This window comes from Kribbella sp. NPDC002412 (assembly GCF_053592935.1).
The window spans coordinates 223,162-244,619 of sequence record NZ_JBSFBL010000002.1; the positions used below are offsets into that span (position 1 = coordinate 223,162).

22 protein-coding genes are annotated in these 21,458 nt (G+C 69.8%); 13 read left to right on the forward strand and 9 right to left on the reverse strand.

From position 1 onward, the window contains the following. The first annotated feature begins 77 nt into the window (after positions 1–77). Entirely contained in the window at positions 78–1,820 is a 1,743-nt protein-coding gene (locus ACWCOV_RS02840; protein ID WP_449827501.1) for a transposase, read from the forward strand. Then, positions 1,817–3,319, forward strand: a complete 1,503-nt coding sequence (locus ACWCOV_RS02845; RefSeq protein ID WP_449827502.1) for an AI-2E family transporter — start codon at positions 1,817–1,819, stop codon at positions 3,317–3,319. Before ACWCOV_RS02840 ends, ACWCOV_RS02845 begins: the two co-directional genes overlap by 4 nt. Positions 3,320–3,341: 22 nt before the next feature. On the opposite strand, the gene ACWCOV_RS02850 is transcribed toward ACWCOV_RS02845, so the two are convergent. Both ACWCOV_RS02850 and ACWCOV_RS02855 read right to left on the reverse strand, forming a co-directional pair. Then, complete coding sequence (locus ACWCOV_RS02850) at positions 3,342–4,496, reverse strand: sensor histidine kinase (protein ID WP_449827503.1); 1,155 nt, start codon at positions 4,494–4,496, stop codon at positions 3,342–3,344. Beyond that, a complete protein-coding gene (locus ACWCOV_RS02855) occupies positions 4,489–5,163 on the reverse strand; it encodes a response regulator transcription factor (RefSeq protein ID WP_449827504.1) in 675 nt (224 codons plus the stop codon). The genes ACWCOV_RS02850 and ACWCOV_RS02855 overlap by 8 nt, the downstream gene beginning before the upstream one ends. A gap of 87 nt (positions 5,164–5,250) precedes the next feature. Here ACWCOV_RS02855 and ACWCOV_RS02860 point away from each other — a divergent pair, with 87 nt between their 5' ends. Both ACWCOV_RS02860 and ACWCOV_RS02865 read left to right on the forward strand, forming a co-directional pair. Then, positions 5,251–5,970, forward strand: a complete 720-nt coding sequence (locus ACWCOV_RS02860) for an ABC transporter ATP-binding protein (RefSeq protein WP_449827505.1) — start codon at positions 5,251–5,253, stop codon at positions 5,968–5,970. After that, positions 5,970–8,366 (forward strand): ABC transporter permease, encoded by a 2,397-nt coding sequence (locus ACWCOV_RS02865; RefSeq protein WP_449827506.1) that lies wholly within the window; start codon positions 5,970–5,972, stop codon positions 8,364–8,366. The genes ACWCOV_RS02860 and ACWCOV_RS02865 overlap by 1 nt, the downstream gene beginning before the upstream one ends. Here the strand turns inward: ACWCOV_RS02865 and ACWCOV_RS02870 are convergent. Beyond that, entirely contained in the window at positions 8,355–8,753 is a 399-nt protein-coding gene (locus ACWCOV_RS02870; protein WP_449827507.1) for a nuclear transport factor 2 family protein, read from the reverse strand. The two genes, ACWCOV_RS02865 and ACWCOV_RS02870, sit on opposite strands and share 12 nt — an antisense overlap. An 86-nt stretch (positions 8,754–8,839) precedes the next feature. Between ACWCOV_RS02870 and ACWCOV_RS02875 the strand changes: the two genes are divergently transcribed. From ACWCOV_RS02875 to ACWCOV_RS02895, 5 genes are all read left to right on the forward strand, one after another. Continuing rightward, positions 8,840–9,418, forward strand: coding sequence for a TetR/AcrR family transcriptional regulator (locus ACWCOV_RS02875; RefSeq protein WP_449827508.1), 579 nt, complete (start codon positions 8,840–8,842; stop codon positions 9,416–9,418). A 34-nt stretch (positions 9,419–9,452) separates the two neighbouring features. Then, positions 9,453–9,791, forward strand: a complete 339-nt coding sequence (locus ACWCOV_RS02880) for a YciI family protein (protein WP_449827509.1) — start codon at positions 9,453–9,455, stop codon at positions 9,789–9,791. A gap of 38 nt (positions 9,792–9,829) precedes the next feature. After that, positions 9,830–10,951, forward strand: coding sequence for an RNA polymerase sigma factor (locus ACWCOV_RS02885; RefSeq protein WP_449827510.1), 1,122 nt, complete (start codon positions 9,830–9,832; stop codon positions 10,949–10,951). 72 nt (positions 10,952–11,023) lie between these two features. Further along, on the forward strand, positions 11,024–11,578 hold the full coding sequence (locus tag ACWCOV_RS02890) for a YceI family protein (protein WP_449827511.1): 555 nt from the start codon (positions 11,024–11,026) through the stop codon (positions 11,576–11,578). A gap of 9 nt (positions 11,579–11,587) precedes the next feature. After that, positions 11,588–12,016, forward strand: a complete 429-nt coding sequence (locus tag ACWCOV_RS02895) for an ester cyclase (protein WP_449827512.1) — start codon at positions 11,588–11,590, stop codon at positions 12,014–12,016. 186 nt (positions 12,017–12,202) lie between these two features. Here ACWCOV_RS02895 and ACWCOV_RS02900 read toward each other — a convergent pair whose 3' ends face one another. From ACWCOV_RS02900 to ACWCOV_RS02925, 6 genes are all read right to left on the reverse strand, one after another. Next, positions 12,203–12,904 carry a PIG-L deacetylase family protein gene (locus ACWCOV_RS02900; RefSeq protein ID WP_449827513.1) on the reverse strand — a complete coding sequence of 234 codons (702 nt, stop codon included), beginning with the start codon at positions 12,902–12,904 and terminating at the stop codon, positions 12,203–12,205. Positions 12,905–13,062: 158 nt separating this feature from the next. Then, positions 13,063–14,028, reverse strand: coding sequence for a GNAT family N-acetyltransferase (locus ACWCOV_RS02905; protein ID WP_449827514.1), 966 nt, complete (start codon positions 14,026–14,028; stop codon positions 13,063–13,065). After that, complete coding sequence (locus ACWCOV_RS02910; RefSeq protein WP_449827515.1) at positions 14,025–15,125, reverse strand: exo-beta-N-acetylmuramidase NamZ family protein; 1,101 nt, start codon at positions 15,123–15,125, stop codon at positions 14,025–14,027. The genes ACWCOV_RS02905 and ACWCOV_RS02910 overlap by 4 nt, the downstream gene beginning before the upstream one ends. 111 nt (positions 15,126–15,236) lie before the next feature. Continuing rightward, on the reverse strand, positions 15,237–15,716 hold the full coding sequence (locus tag ACWCOV_RS02915; protein ID WP_449827516.1) for a VOC family protein: 480 nt from the start codon (positions 15,714–15,716) through the stop codon (positions 15,237–15,239). Positions 15,717–15,752: 36 nt separating this feature from the next. After that, a complete protein-coding gene (locus tag ACWCOV_RS02920; protein WP_449827517.1) occupies positions 15,753–16,400 on the reverse strand; it encodes a response regulator in 648 nt (215 codons plus the stop codon). Beyond that, positions 16,352–17,647, reverse strand: a complete 1,296-nt coding sequence (locus ACWCOV_RS02925; RefSeq protein ID WP_449827518.1) for a sensor histidine kinase — start codon at positions 17,645–17,647, stop codon at positions 16,352–16,354. Before ACWCOV_RS02925 ends, ACWCOV_RS02920 begins: the two co-directional genes overlap by 49 nt. Before the next feature lie 188 nt (positions 17,648–17,835). Here ACWCOV_RS02925 and ACWCOV_RS02930 point away from each other — a divergent pair, with 188 nt between their 5' ends. From ACWCOV_RS02930 to ACWCOV_RS02945, 4 genes are all read left to right on the forward strand, one after another. Beyond that, the gene (locus tag ACWCOV_RS02930; RefSeq protein WP_449827519.1) at positions 17,836–18,867 is read left to right on the forward strand and encodes a fatty acid desaturase family protein; all 1,032 of its coding nucleotides are present in this window, start codon (positions 17,836–17,838) and stop codon (positions 18,865–18,867) included. Between the two features lie 65 nt (positions 18,868–18,932). Continuing rightward, complete coding sequence (locus ACWCOV_RS02935) at positions 18,933–20,327, forward strand: M28 family peptidase (protein WP_449827520.1); 1,395 nt, start codon at positions 18,933–18,935, stop codon at positions 20,325–20,327. Between the two features lie 49 nt (positions 20,328–20,376). Beyond that, complete coding sequence (locus ACWCOV_RS02940; RefSeq protein WP_449827521.1) at positions 20,377–20,670, forward strand: hypothetical protein; 294 nt, start codon at positions 20,377–20,379, stop codon at positions 20,668–20,670. Between the two features lie 15 nt (positions 20,671–20,685). Continuing rightward, entirely contained in the window at positions 20,686–21,453 is a 768-nt protein-coding gene (locus ACWCOV_RS02945) for an alpha/beta fold hydrolase (RefSeq protein WP_449827522.1), read from the forward strand. Positions 21,454–21,458: the final 5 nt, after the last annotated feature.

A 21,458-nucleotide genomic window follows, 5' to 3' on the forward strand; every position in this document is an offset into this window, starting at 1 on the left:
TTGGCTGGTTACGTCCTTGTTCTGACAGGCTTAAGGTGGGGGATTCACGCTGAGCCGCCAGAAGGGAATCTCGGGAAATGCCTGACGAGTCGAGCCTGCCGTTCTTCGACCGTACGGCGACCGCGGCCGGGGGCTTCCCGGTCAGCCGTCGCGGGTACGACAAGCAGGCCGTGGACGACTACGTCCGCGCGCTGGAAATGCAACTCGTCGAGGCACGCAACCGGGCCGACCAGCTCCAGGCCAGCGTCGCTCCGATGCAACGTCAGCTCGAGGAGACCCGGCGGCAGCTGGAGGCGAGCGCCAACCCGTCGTACGCCGGTCTCGGCGACCGGGCGGCGCAGATCCTCCGGCTCGCCCAGGACCAGGCGTCCGAGGCGCTCGAGGAGGCTCGCCGGGAGGCCGACGAGCTGCGGGCGACCGCGGCCAAGGAGGCGGCGTCGGCCCGGGCGACCGGCGAGCGCGAGGCCGAGGACATCCGCTCCGTGGCGCTGAACGAGGCGGACAGCATGCGCCGGACCGCCGAGGGTGACGCGGCGGAGCTGCGCCGTACCGCGGAGACCGAGGGCGCCGAGGTGCTGCAGACCGCGCGGCGCAAGGCCGAGCAGCTGATGCTGACCGCCGAGTCGCAGGCCAGCACGCTGAAGAACGGCGCCCTGCACGAGGCGGAGAAGATCCGGACCGCGATCCAGCGCGAGTCCGCCGCGCTGCGGGCCCGGCTGGCCGACGAGCGTGAGCAGCAGGCCAAGGAGCTGGCCGACAAGCACCAGCAGATCGCGGCCGACACCGAGAACCTGACCACCCAGATGCGCGAGGCCGCCGAGGCGTCCGAGCGGCGCGTCGCGGAGGCGACCGAGCAGGCCCGCAAGATCCGCGCCGAGGCCGAGGAGTCGGCCGAGCGCACCCTCAGCCGCGCCCGCCGGGAGGCCGAGCAGCTGCTCACCACCGCGCGGACCAGGTCCGAGGCCGAGCTGGCCAACGCCGCCGACGAGGCCGAGCGGTCCCGGACCATCGTCGCCCGGGAGACCGAGCGGCTGGCCAAGCGCCGCGACGGCATCCTCACCCAGATCGCCGGGCTGAACGAGATCGCCAGCAACATCGCCCGCCAGGCCGCCGAGCTCGACTCCGAGACGGCTGCCCCGGCGTACGTGAACCCCTTCAGTCGCCCCGAGACCACTCCCCCGGCATCGCCTGCCGCGCCCGCCTCCCCGGCACCGAGCGGGTTTGCGGCTCCCGCCGAGACGGTGGCCCCGGCCGGCAGCCCCTTCGCGCCCCGGGAGTCCGTGCCGGCGGCCGAGACCGACGTACCGAGCAGCAAGTTCGCGTCCCGGGACGCCGAGCCGGCGGCGCCGAGCAGCCCGTTCGCGCCGAAGGACAGCGCGTTCTCCGCGCCCAGCGGGCGCTTGCCGAAGGCGGACGAGGACGACGCGCCGGCCGACAGCCCGTTCGCGCCGAAGTCTGCTGGCTCGTCGTACGACGACGACGAGGATGAGGTCCCGTTCACGGGGTCCAGCCCGTTCGTAGGCACCGGCGCGGGTGACGCACGGGTCGACGAGACGCGGATCGACGCCGGGCTGCGGGTCGACACCAAGGTCGCCGAGGACCTGGCGAGCAAGTCCGCCGGCGGGCCGATGGCGGACGACGAGGAGCCGGCCGACTCGACCAAGATCGACGAGTTCCGGCTGAGTGACCTCGACGACGAGGAGACTTCGGTGCAGGCGGCGGCATCGCCATCGGACGACGCAGTCGATGACAAGCCCGCCGACGACGAGAAGACCGACGAGGCCGCAGCCGGCTCGCGATCCCCGAAGGACAAGATGTGACGCCACCCGGCGACGAAAACTCCACAGCGACGCCCGACCGGGACCTCGCGGAGGCCACCCGCGAGGCCAAGGCCGCCGCCGCCGAAGCGGAAGCCGCCGCCACCAAGGCCGAGCAGTCCGCCCGCGAAGCCGACGACGCGGCCGAGAAGGCAGACGCCTCCGCCGAGGACGCGGAAGAGTCCGCGAAGTCCGCCGACGAGTCCGAGGCCGAGGCGGAGACCGCCGCACAGTCCGCCGACGAGTCCGAGTCGGATGCTCAGGCTGCCGCGAAGGCGGCGGACGAGTCCGAGGCCGAGGCGGAGACTGCCGCGAGGGCGGCGGACGAGTCCGAAGCTCAGGCGAAGAGCGCGGCTGCGTCGGCCGACTCCGAGGCCGAGGGGGCCGCGGGCAAGCCGGATGACGACCTGGCGGGCGAGCTGCTGATCGAGGAGCGGCACCCGGACGTCGGCATGGGCCTGCCCGGCCCGCCGCTGCGGCGCTCGAACCCGTTCATGTTCGGCTTCTTCGCGGCTCTCGGCGTGCTGGTCGCCTGGGGCCTGTGGAACGCCCTCGGCCAGGCCCGCTCCGTCCTCATCCTGCTGCTGGTCTCGATGTTCATCGCCGTCGGCCTGAACCCACTCGTCGAGTGGTTCATGCGCCGCGGCCTGAGGCGCGGCCTGTCCGTCGGCGTCGTGTTCCTGCTGATGATCCTCGCGGTGGCCGGCGTCGGCTTCGCGATCGTCCCGGTCGTCACCGACCAGATCAACAGCCTGATCAAGAACGCCCCCGAGTGGCTCGACCTGCTGACCAAGTCGAGAACCCTCAACGAGCTCAACGACCGCTACCAGTTCATCCAGAAAGCCCAGGACTACATCCAGGACCCGGCGCTGGCCCAGCGTGCGTTCGGCGGCATCCTCGGCGTCGGCCGGGTGGTCGCGAACGCCCTGTTCTCCGGCTTCACCATCCTGATCCTGACGCTGTACTTCCTGGCCTCGCTGCCGTCGGTCAAGCGGGCGGCGTACAGCCTGGTCCCGGCCACTCGCCGGACCCGCGTGGCCATCCTCGGCGACGAGGTCCTCAGCCGGGTCGGCGGCTACGTCAGCGGCCAGTTCCTGGTCGCCGCGTGCGCCGGGTTCTTCATGTTCGTCTTCCTGCAGGTCGCCGGCCTGCGCGAGTACGCGCTGGCGCTGGCGATCGTGGTGATGTTCACCGCGTTCATCCCGATGGTCGGTGGCCTGATCGGCGTCGTCATCGTCGCCCTGATCGGCTTCACCAGCGGCCTGTGGATCGGCGTCGCCTGCCTGGCGTACGGCATCATCTACCAGCAGATCGAGAACTACGTCATCGCGCCCCGCATCATGCGCCGGGCCGTGGACATCCCCGGCGCCGTCACCGTCATCGCCGCCCTCCTGGGCGGCGCCCTCCTCGGCGTGGTCGGCGCCCTCCTGGCCATCCCCAGCGCCGCCGCCATCCTCCTGATCATCCGAGAAGTCTGGGTCCGCAAAGCCGATGCCTCCTGACCCGCCACCCCCGCCCGCGCGCTCAGCGTGCTGTCGCGCGCGGCGCGGGTTCCTGACCAGCCCGCTTGGCGGGTGAAGTGTCCGGGAATGCGGTGGGGAGGTGGACTGTTACTCGGAGGCCGCCGGTGGGGCGGGGGGTGAGGGTCAGGGTGCCGTCGTGGGCTTGGGTGATGCTTTTGACGATGGCCAGGCCCAGGCCGACGCCGGCGTGGTCGGTGCGGATTCGTTCGGTGCCGCGCTGGAACGGCTCGACCAGCGTGGACAGCAGTTGGGGGCCGAGGTTTTCGCCGGCGTTCTCGACGGTGAGTGCGACGGTGCCGGGGTGAACGCTGGTCGTGACCCACACCGTGCCCTGGGACGGCAGGTTATGGACGATCGCGTTGTGGACGAGGTTCGTGGTCAGCTGCAGCAGGAGCGCGTGCGAGCCGATGGTGGGGGTCAGGTCGCCGGAGGTCTCGATGGTGAGGCCGCGTTTTTCGGCGAGCGGTAGAAGCGTCTCGATGGCTTCTTCCGCCAGCAGGGACAGATCGACGCGCTCTCGGGTGAAGGACCGCCGGTCGGCGCGGCTGAGCAGGAGCAGCGCTTCGGTGAGGTCGATCGCTCGGCTGTTGACGGCGTGCAGGCGCTCGACGAGCTCGTCGGTGTCTCGGTTGCGATCGTTGCGGGCCACGTCGAGCAGTGCCTGCGTGATCGCCAGTGGGGTGCGCAGCTCGTGGGAGGCGTTGGCCGCGAACCTCCGCTGCGCGGCGACGTGTGCCTCGAGCTGCCCGAGCATGCCGTCGAACGCATCGGCGAGTTCGCGGAACTCGTCCTTGTGGCCGTCCAGCTCGATCCGGTGCGCAAGCGATCCGGTCGCCGCCTTGCGAGTGGCTTCGGTGATGCGAGTCAGCGGGGCGAGCATGCGGCCGGCGAGAAGCCACCCGCCGACGAGACCGAACACCAGCAGGATCGCCATCACCGCGGCTGCCCGCGGAGCGAACTCGCGCAGCAGGGTGGACCGGACGGGGAAGACACCAGGGGTGGTGGCGTCAGGGACCACGAGCATCGCCCGGTCGGGGACGTACCGCAGGAGGAACAGCCACACCGCACCGAGCAGCAAGGAGCAGGCGAGCATCAGGAACCCGGCGTAGCTGAGGGTGAGCTTGAGGCGAACGCTCAACCCGGGCTGCCTATCCACGGTCCCCTCCGGTGTCGATGCGGTACCCGACGCCGGCCACGGTGGCGATGATCCAGGGTTCGCCGAGCCGCTTGCGCAGAGCCGAGACAGTGATGCGTACGGCGTTGGTGAACGGATCGGCGTTCTCGTCCCAGGCCCGTTCCAGCAGCTCCTCGGCGCTGACGACCCCGCCTTCGGCAGCGACGAGGACTTCGAGGACGGCGAACTGCTTCCGGGTCAGCGCGACGTACCGGCCGTCGCGGTAGACCTCGCGGCGGAACGGATCCAGGCGCAGGCCCGCGATCTCCCACACCGGCGGCCGGTTGTGGGCGCGCCGCCGGTTGAGTGCCCGGAGCCTGAGCACGAGCTCCTGCAGTGCGAAGGGCTTCGTGAGATAGTCGTCGGCGCCGAGCTCGAACCCGGAGGCCTTGTCGTCGAGCCGGTCGGCGGCGGTGAGCATGAGGATCGGCATACCGCTGCCGGAGGCAACGATCCGCTGGGCGATCTCGTCGCCGGACGGGCCGGGAATGTCCCGGTCGAGTACGGCGATGTCGTACGCGTTGACGCTCAGCAGCTCCAGCGCCGTGTCACCGTCACCGGCGATGTCGGACGCGATCGCTGCCAGGCGCAGGCCAGCATGAATGGCCGCTGCCATGTCGGGTTCGTCCTCGACGACCAACACACGCACGCCACCGATGCTACGGGCCCGCTCATATCGCCCGCATATCGAAAACCTCGTACACGCTGACAACACCACGCTCCCTTGGCTTCAGCCATGCCTGCCACCACCACCCAGCAAGCCAGTCAGCACGCCACCCAGGAAGGCGTGGCCGCCAGCGCGCGGGAGCTGACCAAGACCTACGGCCGAGGCGAAGCCCAGGTGCATGCCTTGCGCGGCGTCGACCTCGACCTCCCCCGCGGCCGATTCACCGCGATCATGGGGCCGAGCGGCTCGGGCAAGTCCACGCTGATGCACTGCCTGGCCGGACTCGACCAGGCCAGCAGCGGCACCGTCGCAGTGGCCGGCACCGACCTCGGATCACTCGACGACGACGCGCTCACGACCTTCCGGCGCGATCATGTCGGCTTCGTGTTCCAGTCGTTCAACCTGCTGCCGATGCTCACCGCTCTCCAGAACATCGTGCTCCCCCTGGAGCTGGGCGGTCGCCGGATCGACGACGCGACGCGGGAGCGGGCACGGGAGCTCGCCGATGCCCTCGGCGTGGCCGACTGGCTGAGCCACCTGCCCGCGGAGCTGTCCGGTGGCCAGCAGCAGCGGGTCGCGATCGCCCGGGCCCTGGTCACGCAGCCGGACCTGCTGTTCGCCGACGAGCCCACCGGAAACCTGGACAGCGCCACGTCGGCGGAGGTGCTGGGTCACCTGCGCCGGTCGGCGGGCGAGCTTGGCCAGACCGTCGTGATGGTCACCCACGATCGGGACGCGGCGACGTACGCCGACGACGTGGTCACCATGCAGGACGGGCGGATCGCCTGATGCACACGGTCTTGCTCGCGTCCCTGCGCACCCACCTTCGCAGGTACGTCGCAGCGGCGATCGCGGTCATCGTCGGAGTTGCTTTCGTCGTCGTGGTCGGCGTACTCACGGCTGGGGCCCGGAGCGGACTCATGGACGGCTTCGGAGCGCCGTTCCGCAACGCCGACCACGTGGTCTCCAAGATCGGCACGAATGCCGCGGTCGAGCTCGCCGAGCGGCACGGCGAGGACGCTTCCGTGATCGGCCGGGCCCTGCTGCTGATGCGCGCGGGCGGCCGGCCGTACCCCGGAACGGCCGTCGGCCCGATCGCTCCCTCGGCGGAGCTGCGCTGGCAGAAGCTCAGCTCGGGCCGCTTCCCGGCGGGCAAGGGCGAGGCGGTCGTGGATGTGTGGGTCGCCCAGGCCCGGGAGATCGCGATCGGCGACCGCATTCGGATCGGCGAGGGCGCCACCGCGGCCGAGTTGGCAGTCGTCGGTCTCGTGGAGTCACCCTCGAGCACTGCCCAGGCCTCGGTGTACGTCACGCTGCCGCAGATGCTGCAGTGGCGCGACCACCAGTCGCTCTCGCTGGGCCGGGTCGCGGTCCGCGGGGAGGTGGGCCCGCTCCCACCAGGCGCGCAGGTGCAGTCGCCGGAGGAGTTCGTCGACGAGGCGCAAACCGAGCTCAACAACGGTGTGGACACCATGTCGTTGCTGCTGCTGTTGTTCGCCGCCGTGGCGCTCTTCGTCTCGGTCCTGGTCATCGCGAACACGTTCTCGATCCTGTTCGCGCAGCGCCTCCGCGACTTCGCGCTGCTGCGCTGCGTCGGCGCGACCCGGCGGCAAGTGGTGCGTTCGGTACGACGGGAGGCCGCCGCCGTCGGCGTACTCTCATCGCTGACCGGGATGCTGGTCGGCGTCGGACTCGGCTATGGGCTGGTCGCCTTGATCAACGCCCTCGCGCCCACCACCCCGATGGGCACCCCCAGGCTGCCCCTGCTCTGGCTGCTGGGCGGGTTCGCCGCCGGCCTGCTGGTCACCATGCTCGCGTCCTGGTTGCCGACCCGGCGTGTAGTGCGGGTGAGCCCACTGGCGGCGCTGCGCCCGGATGCGGCGGTCGACGTACGCACAGCCGCCGGTGTGGTGCGGCTGGCGCTCGCTGCGCTCCTCCTGGTCACCGGGCTGGTCCTGCTCGGGGTTGCGATGAGCCAGCACAGTACGGCGCTCATGGTGGCGGGCGGCGGATCGGTGTTCACCGGCGTACTCCTGTTCGGGCCGGTGCTCGTCCCCCGACTGATCCGGATCGCCGGCGCGGTACTCGGCCCCGCCGGGCGACTGGCCACCACGAACGCTGTGCGCAACCCGCGCCGGACCGCCACCACCACGGCCTCGCTCCTGGTCGGCGTCACGCTGACGACCGCCGTACTCACCGGGCTCGCCACGTGGCGAACGGCGATGGATGAGGAGCGCGGGAGGCGGCACCCCCTCGATGCCGCGCTCACCTCGCCCGAGAAGCCCGTCACCACCGATCTCCTGGACCAGGTACGTCGTACGACCGGTGTGGAGCAAGCCATTTCAGTCGACGGCGCCATGGCCCACGTGGCCGGGCTCCCTGAACCGCTCCTGGTTGTCACCGCGCCGACCGCGGAGGAGGTGGCTCGCGACGGCGGAGCGTTCGCCCGGTTGGAACCCGGGCAGCTCAGACTCGACTACGCGTCCTTTCGCAAAGGTCTGGGCGTCCGGCCCGGTGACCGGGTCACGGTGCGGGTCGGAAAGCGACAGACCCAACTGGAGGTTGCCGCCGGCATCGGCTGGGGCCGGACGGGCGTGGTCGCGCCCACCACGCTGGCGAGCCTCACCGACTCCGCCGAGCCGCATGCCATCTGGATTCGCGCCTCCCCTCATGCCGACCCGGGCCGACTTGTCGGTGACCTGGACGAGCTGGCCGATCCGGTCGGCGCGCGGGTCGACAACGAGTTGCAGGCCCGGGAGACGGAGAACCAGCAATTGAGAGTTCTCACCTGGTCGGTGCTCGGTCTGCTCGGCATCTCCGTGGTGATCGCGCTGATCGGGATCGCGAACACCCTCGGGCTCTCCGTCCTCGAGCGCGCCCGCGAACACGCGATGCTGCGCGCGCTCGGGCTCACCCGCCGGCAGTTGCGGCGGATGCTTGCCGCCGAGGCCGTGCTGATGTCGGTGGTGGCTGCCGTGCTGGGCACGGCGATCGGCGTCGGGTTCGCCTGGGTCGGCTATGAGACGTTCGTGCAGGACGTCCTCAAGGCCGCCACCCTGCGAGTCCCGTGGCTCTCACTCGGCGTCGTCGTACTCCTCGCTGCCGTGGCCGGACTGCTCGCCTGCGTTCTGCCGGCCCGCCGGGCCGCCCGCGTGGCTCCGGCCGCCGGACTGTCACTCGACTGAGTCGTCCATGGCGGCCAGGGGAACCTCGCCGGCGGTTTTGCTGTAGGCGAGTGCTTCGACGACCTGCCCGTCGCGAACCCGAACCAGGTTCACGCCGCGCACGGAGTCTGCCGGAGCGTCTCCGAAGTGGTAGCGCCAGCGGATCGTCGCTTGGTCGCCCGCCACCATCACGTCCTCGACCTCGAACTGCGTGCTGCGGTCCTCGGCCAGCGCCCGCCAGAAGGTCAGGTTCGCCTCGCGGCCTTCGTAGCGGGCACCCTCGGGCGCCGGCTGGATCGCCTCCATCACGCAGTCCTCGGCGACCAGGTCGTCCAGCACGGCGGGGTCGTGGTTGACGAAGGCGTGGTTGAAAAGGTCGATGGTCTCGGCCGTGCTGCGCTGGGTCATCACACTCTCCTTAGATAGATCGATCGGTCTACTCTGACCATATAGACCGGTTGATCTACTGGCAACCCCATGGCACCCTGATTTTCATGGATTCCCGCACCACAAGCCGCCCGCGTGAACGGCTACTGACCGCCGCCAGGGAGCTGACCTACCGGTACGGCGTCGCGGTCGGCGTCGACGCGATCCTCAAGGAGGCCAAAGTCGCCCGGCGATCGCTCTACGAGCACTTCGGCGGGAAGGACGGGCTGATCGCCGAGGTGCTGCGAGAAACGACGGCAGAGGACGTGGAGCTCTACCGCCGGACCATGGAAGCCGCCGGCGACGACCCAGCGGCTCGCCTGCTGGCGATCTTCGACATGCTCGACGGAGTCATCGACGACCCGAGCTTCCGCGGCTGCCGCTACCTCTCCGCGGACCTCGCGCTGGCGGATCCCGACCACCCGGCCCACGCCATCACTCGCCAGTACCGCGAGCACCTCCACGCCCTCTTCGAGGCGGAGCTCGTCAAGCTCGACCACCCACACCCGGCAGCCGCCGCCGACCAGCTCCTGCTACTCGTCGACGGCACCCTCGCAGCCGGCGCAACCCGGCCCGGCACCACCCCCTCACGCCTGGCCCACCAACTGGCCGAACAAATAGTCGGCTCGGTGGTGTCCCCGGCGTGAGTGGTTGTTCGTCGTACTGGGTGAGGAGGTTCGGATGCGGTTCGCGTTGATGATTTACACGGAGCCTGGGTACGACGAAGGGCTGTCCGAGGCGGAGCGGGAGGGCGTGGTCGCGGAGTACTCGATGCTGTTCGGGGAGGGGCAGTGTGTGGCGGCGGCTCGGTTGCAGCCGGTGGAGATGGCCACGTGTGTGCGGGTTGAGGGTGGACGGACGTTGATGACGGACGGGCCGTTTGCCGACACCAAGGAGGTGCTCGGCGGGTTCTGCCTGCTGGACGCGGCGAACCTGGACGAGGCGGTCGAGTTGGCGGCGCGGTTCCCGGCGGTGCGGCTGGGTGGGACCGTCGAGATCAGGCCGGTGGTGCAGGGCTGACCGCGCTGGAGCAGGTCTTTCGGGACGAGTGGGGCCGGGTGCTGGCCACGCTGGTCGGGTTCCTCGGTGACTTCGACCGGGCCGAGGAGGCGGCGCAGGAGGCGTTCGCGCTCGCCGCGCAGCGCTGGCCGGACCACGGTACGCCGGACAACCCGGGCGCCTGGCTGACCACGACGGCCCGCAACCGGGCCATCGACCGGATCCGCCGGGACCGCACGCTGGCCGAGAAGATCCAGTTGCTACCGGCAACCGAGGTCGTGATGGACGAGTACGACGAAACCGTGATCAAGGACGAACGGCTCGAGCTGATCTTCACCTGCTGCCACCCGGCGCTGGCGCTGGAGGGCCAGGTGGCACTCACCTTGCGGGCGCTCGGCGGACTGCAGACCGCGGACATCGCGCGCGCGTTCCTGGTGTCCGAGGAGACCATGAAGCGCAGGCTGACGCGCGCCAAGGCGAAGATCAAGGCGACCGGCATCCCGTTCGCGGTGCCCGCCGAACGTCTGTTGCCCGACCGGCTCGATGCGGTGCTGGCCGTGATCTACCTGATCTACAACGAGGGCTACAGCGGCCGGATCGATCTCGGCGCCGAGGCCATCAGCCTGGGACGCGTGCTGGTCGAGCTGATGCCTGACCAGCCGGAGGCCCACGGCCTGCTCGCGTTGATGATGATCCACCACGCCCGCCGGCAGGCCCGGTACGCCGGAGACGACCTCGTCCTGCTCGAGGATCAGGACCGCTCGCTGTGGGACCAGCACCAGATCGACCAGGGGCGCGCGCTACTCGACCGAGCGATCGCGTTGGGCGGTCGCGGCGCGTACGTCGTACAGGCCGCGATCGCGTCGCTGCAGACGCGCGAGCAGATCGACTGGCCGCAGGTCGCGGAGTTGTACCGGCGACTGGCCGAGCTCACCGGCTCGCTGGTCGTCGAGCTCAACCGGGCCGCCGCTGTCGCACAGGCCGGCGACCCGCTTGCTGCTCTGCGGGCCGTCGACCGCCTGGACCTCGACGGCTACCTCTACTTCCACTCGACCCGCGGGGAGCTCCTCTGGCGGCTCGGACGTGATGCGGACGCGCGGACGGCGTACCTGCGTGCCCTCGACCTGGCCACCTCGACGCCCGAGCGGCGGTTCCTGAAGCGGCGGCTCGAAGAACTCTGAGGCGGGCTGTCCCCACGGCGCGGACTCGTTCGTCGCCTGGATGTGAGCGACCCCTACATCCAGGGAGGAACCATGACCGTCGCGGTCGCAATCCCCAACTACCTGACCGGCACGTGGAAGGTCGACCCGGTCCACTCCGAGGTCGGCTTCAGCGTCCGGCACCTGATGGTCAGCAAGGTGCGCGGCCGGTTCACGACGTACGACGTGACGATCGTGACGGCGCCGGATCCGCTGCAGTCGTCGGTCGAGGCGACCATCGAGCTCGCGTCCGTTGACACCGGCAACGAACTGCGCGACGACCACCTGCGCTCGGCCGACTACTTCGAGACCGAGGCGCATCCGGTGATGACGTATCGGTCGTCCGGGGTACGTCGTACTGCCGAAGGCTGGATCGTGGACGGCGAGCTCACGCTGCACGGCGTCACGCGGCCGGTGCCGCTGGAGGTCGAGGTGGGTGGGTTCGGGCCGGATCCGTTCGGCGGGTACCGGGCCGGGTTCTCGGCGACCGCTCAGGTCAGCCGGCGGGACTTCGGGATCGACCTCAACGTGCCGCTGGACGGCGGCGGGGTCGCGGTCGGCGACAAGGTGACCATCAACCTCGAGATCCAGGCTGTCCTGGAGAAGTAGGAGAATTTCATGTCCACTGCCGCGCGCAACAAGGCGACCTTCCACCGGCTGCACGAGGCGATGAACTCGCGCGACCCGGAACTGATCTCCAAGGCGATCGACGAGGTGATCGCGCCGGACGTGCAGATCAGCACACCACTGCCCGTCGACACGACTGGCGCGGAGGCCCAGAAGCAGGTCTGGGCGATGCTCCTCGGCGCGTTCCCCGACCTCCACGTCGAGGTCGAGGACCTGATCGCCGAAGACGACACGCTGGTCTGCCGCAACACCGTCACCGGCACCCACCTCGGCGAGTACATGGGCGTCCCACCCACCGGCCGCCGGATCACCTGGAACGAGGTCTTCATCTTCCGCTTCACGAACAACCACATCACCGAAACCCACGGCGTAGTCAACGTGGCCACCCAAATGCGCCAACTCGGTCTACTGCCGGGGTAGTCCTTCCCACACGCGTCTGACCCACGCGGAAGTTCAACCACGCGGCGCCGGTGCCGTTCGCCCGACGTATCACGGCAAGCGCGTCCACGTGGCGGTCGATGAAGCGCGATAGCGCGTGTACCGGTTGGGTGGGAGCGGTGGCGGGCGGGCGACGAAGGAGCTCGCGTGGGGCCGCATGGGGAAGATCTACGGGCTGAGTTTGGTGATTTCCGGCGTAGGCGTGCTGTGGAAGGCGCAGGCTCGGGGGTAGCCGGCCAGGCAGCCTCGGGTGGTCATCAGGGCTGTGTAGTAGTCGATGTAGCGGAAGCCGTAGGTTTCGCCGCGGGCGAAGGCCTGGTGGCGGATGGCGGAGATCCAGCGGTAGAAGGCTTCGTCGGGGATCGGGACGTACATCGTGGGCTGGAAGCCTTCCATGTCCTCCCAGTTCTCGGCGTGCAGGAAGGTGCGGACCGAGTGGCGGGCGCCTTCGACTCCCTCCGACGGGTCCATCGGGAGGCCGGCCAGGAAGCGGGCGCGTTCGGTCAGCTTGGCGGCGTGCTCGTGGTTGCGGTGGATGCTGCGCTTCCAGTGCGTGATCAGGGTGTCCGGTTGTTTCTCGCGGATGATCGCAGCTAGCTCGGTCGCGACGTCGTCGGTGTCGGGCAGAAAGCCGTCGCTGTGGTCGAGGACGATGAAGTCGGCTCCGATGGCGGTGGCAAACGCCTCGCCCTCGGCGATCTTCTGCACCTTGTACTCCGACGGCGTCATCCGCGGGTGGCCGCGCTCGCCGGGGGTGAGCGCGATGATGGTCACGTTCGCGCCCTCCAGCACGAGTTTGGCCAGCGTGGGTCCGGCGGTCAGGTCCATGTCGCCGATGTGCGCTCCGACGGCGAGCACTGTTCTGGTCACGAGCAACTCCTCACTTAAGGCCACTCAGTACGACGCCTCGCACGTGGTACTTCTGGAACAACAGGAACACGACCAGCACGGGCAGTGTGCTGACGACCAGGCCGGCCATCACGATCGGCATGGTGCGGTCGGACGACGAGATCAGCAGCGTCCAGATGTCAGTCCTTCCCGTCGGCCGGGACCAGGGGCGCCCGGAGGATGGTGAACGTGCGGGTGATGGTGAATCCGGTCTTCAGATAGAGCTGGCCGGCCGCGGACTGCACGCCGGTCCAGAGGAACCAGGCGCTGTGCGCGCCGAGCCCGGCCATCCGCTCCAGCGTCAGGTGGAGCAGCACCTTGCCGAGCCCGGTGCCGCGCGCCGCCGGCAGTACGCCGAACGGCCCGAACCGGTCGATGACCCCTTCGTAAGTCCCGTGCATCGCCCACCCAAGCAGGCGACCGGCGGGATCACGTGCGACCACGATCCGCTCCAGCGGCAGCCCAGCCACGACGGCTTCCCGGATCGCGCGCGCCCAGTCCGGGTTGAACTCGTCGCCCGCGATCGCGATCAGCGAGGTGAGCTCGTCACCGCTCGGCGTCCCGAAGCTGTAGCCGTCCGCCGTCAACCCGGCGATCTGCGCACGAACCTCAGCAGGGATCTCGTACCCGACCAGGCTCCGGTCCATCGCGACCGCGTCGTACTGCCGCTCGAACCCCAGGGCCGACAGCAACCGCAGAGCACCCGGGTAGCGGGCGGCGTCGAGGCCGGGCAGGAAGTAGTTCGGCGTGTACGACGAGAAGAACGCCTCGGACCGCCCGTGCGACCGGAGCCAGTCCAGCGCCGCCGTCAGCAACGAGCGGCCGAGCCCGCGACCACGATGGTCGGGATGCACGAAGAAGAACGGGATCCACCCAGCCGACGGCTCGAGGTCCGAGCCGGCTGCCGCGACCAGCCGACGTACGGCGTAAGCCGCCCCGACCACCCGGTCGTCGACGACCGCGACCTGCAGCCCGGCCGGATCGAAGTTCCGGTCGAGCAGGAAGAGGTCGCGGAAGCGCTGGTAGCCGATCGGATCCGCCGGCGCCGCCGCGGTCCACGCCGCGGCCAGTGCCGGCCCGTCGCCGACCTGGAAAGACCGGATCATCGCGAGGTCCCTTCGTAGAGCAGTACGCCGGGCCGCACCCAGTCGAGCGTTGCTGCGGGCAACAACGCGAGCGGGTCCTCACCGGCTTCGAGTGCCTTGCGCAACGAGTCCGAGCCCCACAACAGGTCGAGCGACGGGAGCAGCCGCAGGTCGTCCGGGTACAGCTGCCTGACCACCTGGAGCATCTCCAGCGCCGTACGCACCGGCTCGTACGCCGACCGGTCCACGACGTGCAGCTGGACGCCGGGCACCGCCACACCGGCGTACTTGCTGAACGTCGGCTCGAACCAGGTACGGCGGAAGACGACGCCAGGCAACCCGAAGTCGCGCAAGGTCGGGACGAACCGCTCGTCGAGGAACGGAGCCCCGATGGTCGTGAACGGCCGGGTCGTGCCGCGCCCCTCGCTGAGGTTGGTGCCTTCGAACAGCCCGGTGCCCGGGTAGACGAAGGCCGTATCGAGCGTCGGCATGTTCGGCGACGGCGGCACCCAGACCGCGCCGGTCCCGCACGCGTCCCGCGTCCAGCCCTCCATCGCGATGACCTCGGCCGCGCCCAACTGCAGGGCCAGCTCACCGGCGGTCAGCCCGTGCCGAAGCGGGATCGCCGCGCGCCCGACGAAGCTCTCGAAGCCCGGCTGCAGCAGCGGCCCCTCGACGCGCAGCCCGCCGAGCGGATTCGGCCGATCCAGTACGACGAACCGCTTCCCCAGCCGCGTGGCCGCCTGAAGGCAGTCGTACATCGTCCAGATGTAGGTGTAGAACCGCGTGCCGATGTCCTGGATGTCGAACAGCAGTACGTCGACCTCGGCGAACAACTCGTCGAGCGCAGCACCGTGCCGCCCGTAGGTGTCGAAGACCGGCAGCCCGGTGTCGGGGTCGATGCCCTCGGCCTCACTCGCCCCGGCCTGAGCCGTGCCGCGGAGACCGTGCTCCGGGCCGAACAGCGCCGTCAGCCGCAGGCCCGCGTCGAGCAGCGCGACGGCGGTCGGCCGGAGGTCCGGCAGCACGCCGGTGAAGTTCGTGATCAGCCCGAGGCGCCCGTCGCCCACGAGCCCCGGCTCGCCGGCCAGACGCTCCGCGCCGGTCCGGACTGCCATCGCCACCACCACCCAGTTCGTGGATCATGCAGGAGCTGGGTAGAAAACTTACCGAGGCATTCAGGCGATGGTCAACGGATTACAGACAAACGTTTACCCGAGCAGCTCCGATCAGCGTTGCAAAGTGGCGAAGTACTCGGCCACCCGGGCCTGGATCTCCTCCCGGGTGAACTCGCGGGTCTTCAGCTCCTCGAGCCAGCCCGCCATCACCTCGTTCGAGGCGCTGAGCTCCAGCGCGATGTTGTCCGGGTCCCGGAAGTTCAGGTGGGACGCGAACTCCATGTCCCGGATCGGCGTGTAGGTGACGCCGTACTCGTCGAACCGGCGCTCCCACTCGACCAACTCGTCCCGGCTGGCCGCGTTCAGGCCGATGTGGTCCAGGCCGGTGTGCAGCTCGCTGAACGGCTTCGCCGTACCCGCCTCGTGCTTGACCAGCGACTGGATGAAACTGGTCGGCCGGTCGATGTACGTCCGGGCGATCCCGAAGTCCATCAGCGGCATCAGCCCCAGCACCTCGGTGTAGAAGCGCTCACTGCGGTCCAGATCCGTGACCGTCAGGCTGAGATGATCGATCCCTGAAAAGCTCGGCACGATTCTCCCCCTTCCCCCACCACCGACGGTAAGGGATCAACGGGAGGACAAATAGGTCAAGACAGCCATCACCCGGCGGTTGTCGTCCTCCGACGGGGGCAGGTCGAGCTTGGCGAAGATGTTGTTGGTGTGCTTGCTGACCGCCTTCTCGGTGACGAACAGGGCGTTCGCGATCGCGGCGTTCGAGCGGCCTTCGGCCATCAGGCCCAGCACCTCGGCCTCCCGGGGCGTGAGCCGGCCGATCGGCTCGTCCCGGGTGTTGCGAGCCAGCAGCTGGCCGATCACGTCCGGGTCCATCGCGGTCCCGCCGCCGGCCACCCGGCGTACCGAGTCCAGGAACTCGGCGACGTTCGAGACCCGGTCCTTGAGCAGGTAGCCGACCGCGCCGCCACCGCCGGTCAGCAGCTCCCGGGCGTACAGCTGCTCGACGTACTGCGACAGCACCAGGATCGGCAGGCCGGGCACCTGGCGGCGGGCCTCGATCGCGGCCTTCAGGCCCTCGTCGGTGAAGGTGGGTGGCAGCCGTACGTCGACAACGGCCACGTCCGGCCGGTGCTCCACCAGGGCGGGCACCAGCCGGGGACCGTTGTCGACTGCCTCGACGACGTCGAAGTCGTGCGCCTCCAGCAGGCGGATCAGGCCGTCCCGGAGGAGGGCGTGGTCTTCAGCGATGAGGACTCGCAAGGCAGCTCCATGATCACGGTGGTCGGCCCGGCCGTCGGGCTGACCACGGTCAACGTACCGTCGAAGGCGGCCAGCCGCCGCTCGATACCGTACAGACCGCCACCGGGCTTGATCACCGCGCCTCCGATGCCGTCGTCACCGACCAGGATGTGCAGCTTCTCGTCCTCGTGCGTGATCTGGATCCAGGCGTTCGTCGCGGCCGAGTACTTCACCGCGTTCGCGAGCGCCTCGGCCACCGCGAAGTACGCCGCCGACTCGACCGGCGCGGCCGGCCGGCCGGAGACGTCGAAGGTGACGTCGACCTTGAACGGGCAGGACAGGGCCAGCGCCTTGACCGCGCCCTCGAGCCCACGGTCGGCGAGCACCGGCGGGTGGATGCCCCGGACCAGGTCGCGCAGCTCGGACAGCGCCGTACTGGCCGACTGGCGGGCCTCGGTCAGCAGCGCGGCGGCCTGCTCGGGGTCGCGGCTGACCATCTCCTCGGCCATGCCCAGGTTCATGCTGAGCGCGGCCAGCCGGGCCTGGGCGCCGTCGTGCAGGTCGCGCTCGATCCGGCGCAGCTCGGCCGCCTGGGTGTCGACGGTCTCGGCGCGGGACTCGGCCAGCTCCCGGACCCGGAGCGCGAGCTTGGCGCTCTCGGTCGGCCCGAGCAGCGAGCGGGCCATGAACGCGTTCGCCTTCAGCAGCCGCTCACCGGCGGCCATCCAGATCAGGAACGCGATCAGCGCGACCGGCATGACCAGGAAGCTGGTCCAGAAGTTCACCGTGAGCAGCCCGCCGAACGGCTCGGTGAAGACGCCCTCCGGAGTCACGCCGACCAGCAGCGGGTAGACCAGGTAGAACAGCGTCGCCAGGAACAGCACGGCGGACAGCAGGTTCAGGGTGAACCCGATGGTCGCGTTCACGATCAGCCAGACGATGTCGCGCCAGGTGGCCGGGTCGGTCAGCGTGGTCCGCAGCCACATCAGGATGCCGGGCATCGGCGGCTTCTTGTACGGGCGCGGGATCCGCTCGCCGGTGAAGCCGGCCAGCATGGTCCGGTGGCAGTTCGCGAACCAGCGGGTGGCCGGGACGAACGCGAGCAGCAGCGGGATCCCGACCCACACCGCGATCAGCGGCACGGCCACCACGTTGAGCACAAAGAAGGCGATCCCGAGCTCGGCCAGGATCGCGAGGAACAGCGCGATCCACGGCTGAGCGAGTTTCGGGTACCGCATCGGCGGCGCCTGGGTGGCAACAGTGGTCATGGCTCCATCATGACTGAGCGTAGGACTGCGCTCAGTGGTGTTAGCTCCACTGTCTTCGGGGCACTGTCTCCCCATCGAGTTCGGGTAATAGCACTCATGTTTTCGGCCGTTAGGGCGACGAGGCTTGATGCCGTACGCTGGCCATGGCTGTACGCCTAGGCCCCCACCGCTCTGAGACGAGGACCTGAATGGCTCAGCCCATGGTTTCCCCTACTGCCGTATCCAAAGGCAGTGACTTCGCTCCCCTGCTGCGCGAGATCAAAGCAGCCGGCCTGCTGGAACGGCGTACGGCGGCCTACGCCATGGCAATCGGGATCAACGTCGCGCTGCTGGCCGCGACCTGGGCCGGAGTGGCGCTCCTGGGTGGCTCGTGGTGGGTGCTGTTCCTGGCGATCCCACTGGCCGTCCTGACCACCAGGGCGGCTTTCTTCGGCCACGACGCCGGCCACCAGCAGATCTCGGGCTCCCGCAAGCTGCACGACTGGATCGGCATGCTGCACGGCAACCTGCTGTGCGGGATGAGCTACGGCTGGTGGAACGACAAGCACAACCGCCACCACGCGAACCCGAACCACACCGACAAGGACCCGGACGTCGGCGAGGGCGTGCTGGTCTGGACGCTCGAGCAGGCCGAGGGCCGGACCGGCCTGTACGGCTGGCTGACCCGCAACCAGGCGCGGATCTTCTTCCCGCTGCTCACCCTGGAAGGCTTCAACCTCAAGGTCTCCAGCATCACGTTCCTGCTCGGCCGCCCACGGCGGGACGCCCGGCTGGAGCTCGGTCTGATCGCCGCCCACCTGGTGTTGTACTTCGGCGCGCTGTTCCTGCTCATGTCGCCGGGCCAGGCGGTGCTGTTCGCGCTGATCCACCACATGCTCTTCGGGCTGCACCTGGGCAGCGTGTTCGCGCCGAACCACAAGGGCATGGAGATGCCCGACGCCGACACGAACTGGGGCCACCTGGAGAAGCAGGTGCTCACCTCGCGCAACGTGCACGGCGGCCTGGTCACCGACTGGATGATGGGCGGGCTCAACTACCAGATCGAGCACCACCTGTTCCCGAGCATGCCGCGCGCCAACCTGCGCGCCGCCCAGCCGATCGTCCGGGCGTACTGCGAACGGGTCGGCGTGTCCTACCTGAGCACCGGCCTGATCGAGTCCTACCGGATGGGCCTGCAGCACATGCACGAGGTGGGCGAGGAACTTCGCGTTCAGCGCTAGGCGACCTGTCGCGGATCGATTACGGTCTGGGGTCTCGGGGCCGCCCACCTTGTGAGGAGACCTGCATGACCGACAGATCCGGTCTGAGTCGCCGTGGACTGCTCGGCGCCGTCGCCGGCGTCACCGCCGCCACCGCCCTCCCCGCCGCACCGGCGTGGGGAGCCGACGACCTGCGGCCCGGTGCGGTGCAGCATCCGAACCTGGACAGGTACGACCGGCAGATCGTCTCCGGCCTGTCCTCGGAGAAGGCGCTGCGCCACCTGCAAGTGCTGTCCGAGCACATCGGGCCGCGGATCGGTGGCACCCAGAGCGAGAAGCGGGCCGCCGACTACATCGCCGGCCAGCTCGACAAGTACGGCTACCACACCCGGCTGGAGCCGTTCCCGGTCGCGGACAAGTTCACGGCGCAGATCGAGGACGTCCGCGGCATCCTGCCGGACGACCTGTGCTGGCAGGCGGGCGCCGCTCCGGCCGGCAAGCTCGACGTCACGGTCGAGGGACCGGTGCGGGACGTCGGTCCGGCGACGGCTCCGGTCTGGCCGGCCGACGTCGCCGGCTCGATCGTGATCGCCGACGACACCGCGGCCGCGCGCCAAGCCGTGGTCACGGAGGCCGCGGCGCGCGGAGCGGTGGCAGTCATGCTGCTGCCGGCCGACCAGGTGTTCCCGCGCCGCGCCGCGGCGTTCTCGCCGTCCACCGGTCTGACCGCGGCCACGATCCCGGTGCTCGGAGTGGCTCAGGTGCAGAAGCGGCTGATCCGCGAGGCGCTCGCCGTGGTGACCTCGCTGCCGCTGCGGATCAGCACCACCTCGCATCGCGGGCTGATCTCGAACAACGTGATCGGCGAACGGCGCGGCAAGGGCGGTGCGAACGCGCCGATCGTGGTGGTCAGCGGTCACTACGACTCGGTCATCGGCGCACCGGGTGCGAACGACGACGGCTCCGGCACCGTGCTCACGATGGAGCTGGCTCGCGTTTTCAGCCGGCTCCCGACCAACGCGACGCTGCGGTTCGCGCTGTGGGGCTCGGAGGAGCAGGGCCTAGTGGGGTCGCGGTACCACGTGGCGCAGCTGGACCAGGCCCAGCGGGACCGGCACGCGGCGGTGTTCCAGAACGACATGGTCGCGACCAGCTGGGACCCGGCGATCACCTACTGGCTGCTGTCCTTCACCGGCCTGGCGAACACGGCGACGGACGCGGTCCGGGCGGCCGGCGCGCGGCTCGGGTACGACCCGCGGATGGTCGGCCCGGTCCAGCGCGGTGCGTCCGACCACCAGTCGTTCCAGGAGGTCGGAATCGCGTCGGCCAACTTCTCCTGGCGCGGCGAGATCTCGCCGGCGTTCCTCGAGCCGCCGTACCACTCGCCGGAGGACACGATCGCGAAGAACGTCAGCCTGGAACGGCTGCAGGTCTCCATGGAGCTGATCGGCACCGCGGCGTACGCCGTAGCGCGCGGCTGACCTGCCTAGCCCCGGGTGACGTAGCTCATACGGCTAGCCTTGAAGGGCTATGTCGCGCCGGAAGCCTTCCAAGTGGCAGCGGCCGGTCACCGACCGGCCGCTGCTCGGTGGTACCCAGGCCCGGGAGGAGCGGTCCGACGGTGAGTGGATCGTCCGCCGCGTGTCCGGGTCCTCGTCGAGCAAGGCGTACCGCTGCCCGGGCTGCGACCAGCTGATCCCGCCGGCCACGCCGCACGTCGTGGTCTGGCCGGAGAACCCCAGCCTGCTCGCCGCGATCGGCGGCGCCCAGTCCCTCGACGAGCGACGCCACTGGCATTCCGCCTGCTGGCAACGCCGCCGCTGATCCCAAGGGTCCTCGATGAAGTTACCGGTGACGTCGTACGGCGAGAGTGGCACGCCGGTCGTGGTCATGCACGGCCTGTTCGGCTCCGGGCGGAACTGGATGACCGCGGCCCGGCGGCTGTCGGGCGAGCATCGCGTGTTCGCGTTCGACCTGCGCAACCACGGCACCTCGCCGCACACGGACACGATGAGCTACCCGGAAATGGCCGACGACGTCCGGGAGACGATCGAGTCCCTCGGCGTCGGACCGGTCGCGCTGGTCGGCCACTCGATGGGCGGCAAGACCGCGATGCTCACCGCACTCGAGCACCCGGCCGTTGTCGAGCGGCTGGTCGTGGTCGACGCGGCGCCGGTGGCCTACCCGCCGGCCTTCGTCGAGTACGCCAAGGCGATGCGTGACGCCGACCTGTCGAACGTGCAGCGCCGCGCCGACGTGGACGCTCAACTGGCCGAGGCGGTGCAGACCCCCGGTACGCGCGCGTTCCTGCTGCAGAACCTGATTCTCGACGACGCCGGCGCTCGCTGGCGCCCGAACCTCCCGGTGATCCAGGCCGCGCTACCGGCGATCTCCGGTTGGCCGGCCGAGGCGGAGGGGCGGAGCTACACAGGCCCGACCCTCTTCATCTACGGCGGCAAGTCCGACTACGTCCAGCAGGACCACCGCGCCACGATCGCCTCGTACTTCCCCAACGTCCAGTACGCCGAGGTCCCCGAGGCCGGCCACTGGGTGCATGCCGAGCGCCTCGACTACTTCCTCGCCGTACTGACGCCGTTCCTGCCCTAGAGCGG

Coding starts and splice junctions, on each gene's coding strand:
- ACWCOV_RS02840 (WP_449827501.1), top strand. CDS start 78: ATGCCTGACGAGTCGAGCCTGCCGTTCTTCGACCGTACGGCGACCGCG.
- ACWCOV_RS02860 (WP_449827505.1), top strand. CDS start 5,251: ATGCCTGCCACCACCACCCAGCAAGCCAGTCAGCACGCCACCCAGGAA.
- ACWCOV_RS02865 (WP_449827506.1), top strand. CDS start 5,970: ATGCACACGGTCTTGCTCGCGTCCCTGCGCACCCACCTTCGCAGGTAC.
- ACWCOV_RS02870 (WP_449827507.1), bottom strand. CDS start 8,753: ATGACCCAGCGCAGCACGGCCGAGACCATCGACCTTTTCAACCACGCC.
- ACWCOV_RS02875 (WP_449827508.1), top strand. CDS start 8,840: ATGGATTCCCGCACCACAAGCCGCCCGCGTGAACGGCTACTGACCGCC.
- ACWCOV_RS02880 (WP_449827509.1), top strand. CDS start 9,453: ATGCGGTTCGCGTTGATGATTTACACGGAGCCTGGGTACGACGAAGGG.
- ACWCOV_RS02890 (WP_449827511.1), top strand. CDS start 11,024: ATGACCGTCGCGGTCGCAATCCCCAACTACCTGACCGGCACGTGGAAG.
- ACWCOV_RS02895 (WP_449827512.1), top strand. CDS start 11,588: ATGTCCACTGCCGCGCGCAACAAGGCGACCTTCCACCGGCTGCACGAG.
- ACWCOV_RS02905 (WP_449827514.1), bottom strand. CDS start 14,028: ATGATCCGGTCTTTCCAGGTCGGCGACGGGCCGGCACTGGCCGCGGCG.
- ACWCOV_RS02910 (WP_449827515.1), bottom strand. CDS start 15,125: ATGGCAGTCCGGACCGGCGCGGAGCGTCTGGCCGGCGAGCCGGGGCTC.
- ACWCOV_RS02925 (WP_449827518.1), bottom strand. CDS start 17,647: ATGACCACTGTTGCCACCCAGGCGCCGCCGATGCGGTACCCGAAACTC.
- ACWCOV_RS02930 (WP_449827519.1), top strand. CDS start 17,836: ATGGCTCAGCCCATGGTTTCCCCTACTGCCGTATCCAAAGGCAGTGAC.
- ACWCOV_RS02935 (WP_449827520.1), top strand. CDS start 18,933: ATGACCGACAGATCCGGTCTGAGTCGCCGTGGACTGCTCGGCGCCGTC.
- ACWCOV_RS02940 (WP_449827521.1), top strand. CDS start 20,377: ATGTCGCGCCGGAAGCCTTCCAAGTGGCAGCGGCCGGTCACCGACCGG.
- ACWCOV_RS02945 (WP_449827522.1), top strand. CDS start 20,686: ATGAAGTTACCGGTGACGTCGTACGGCGAGAGTGGCACGCCGGTCGTG.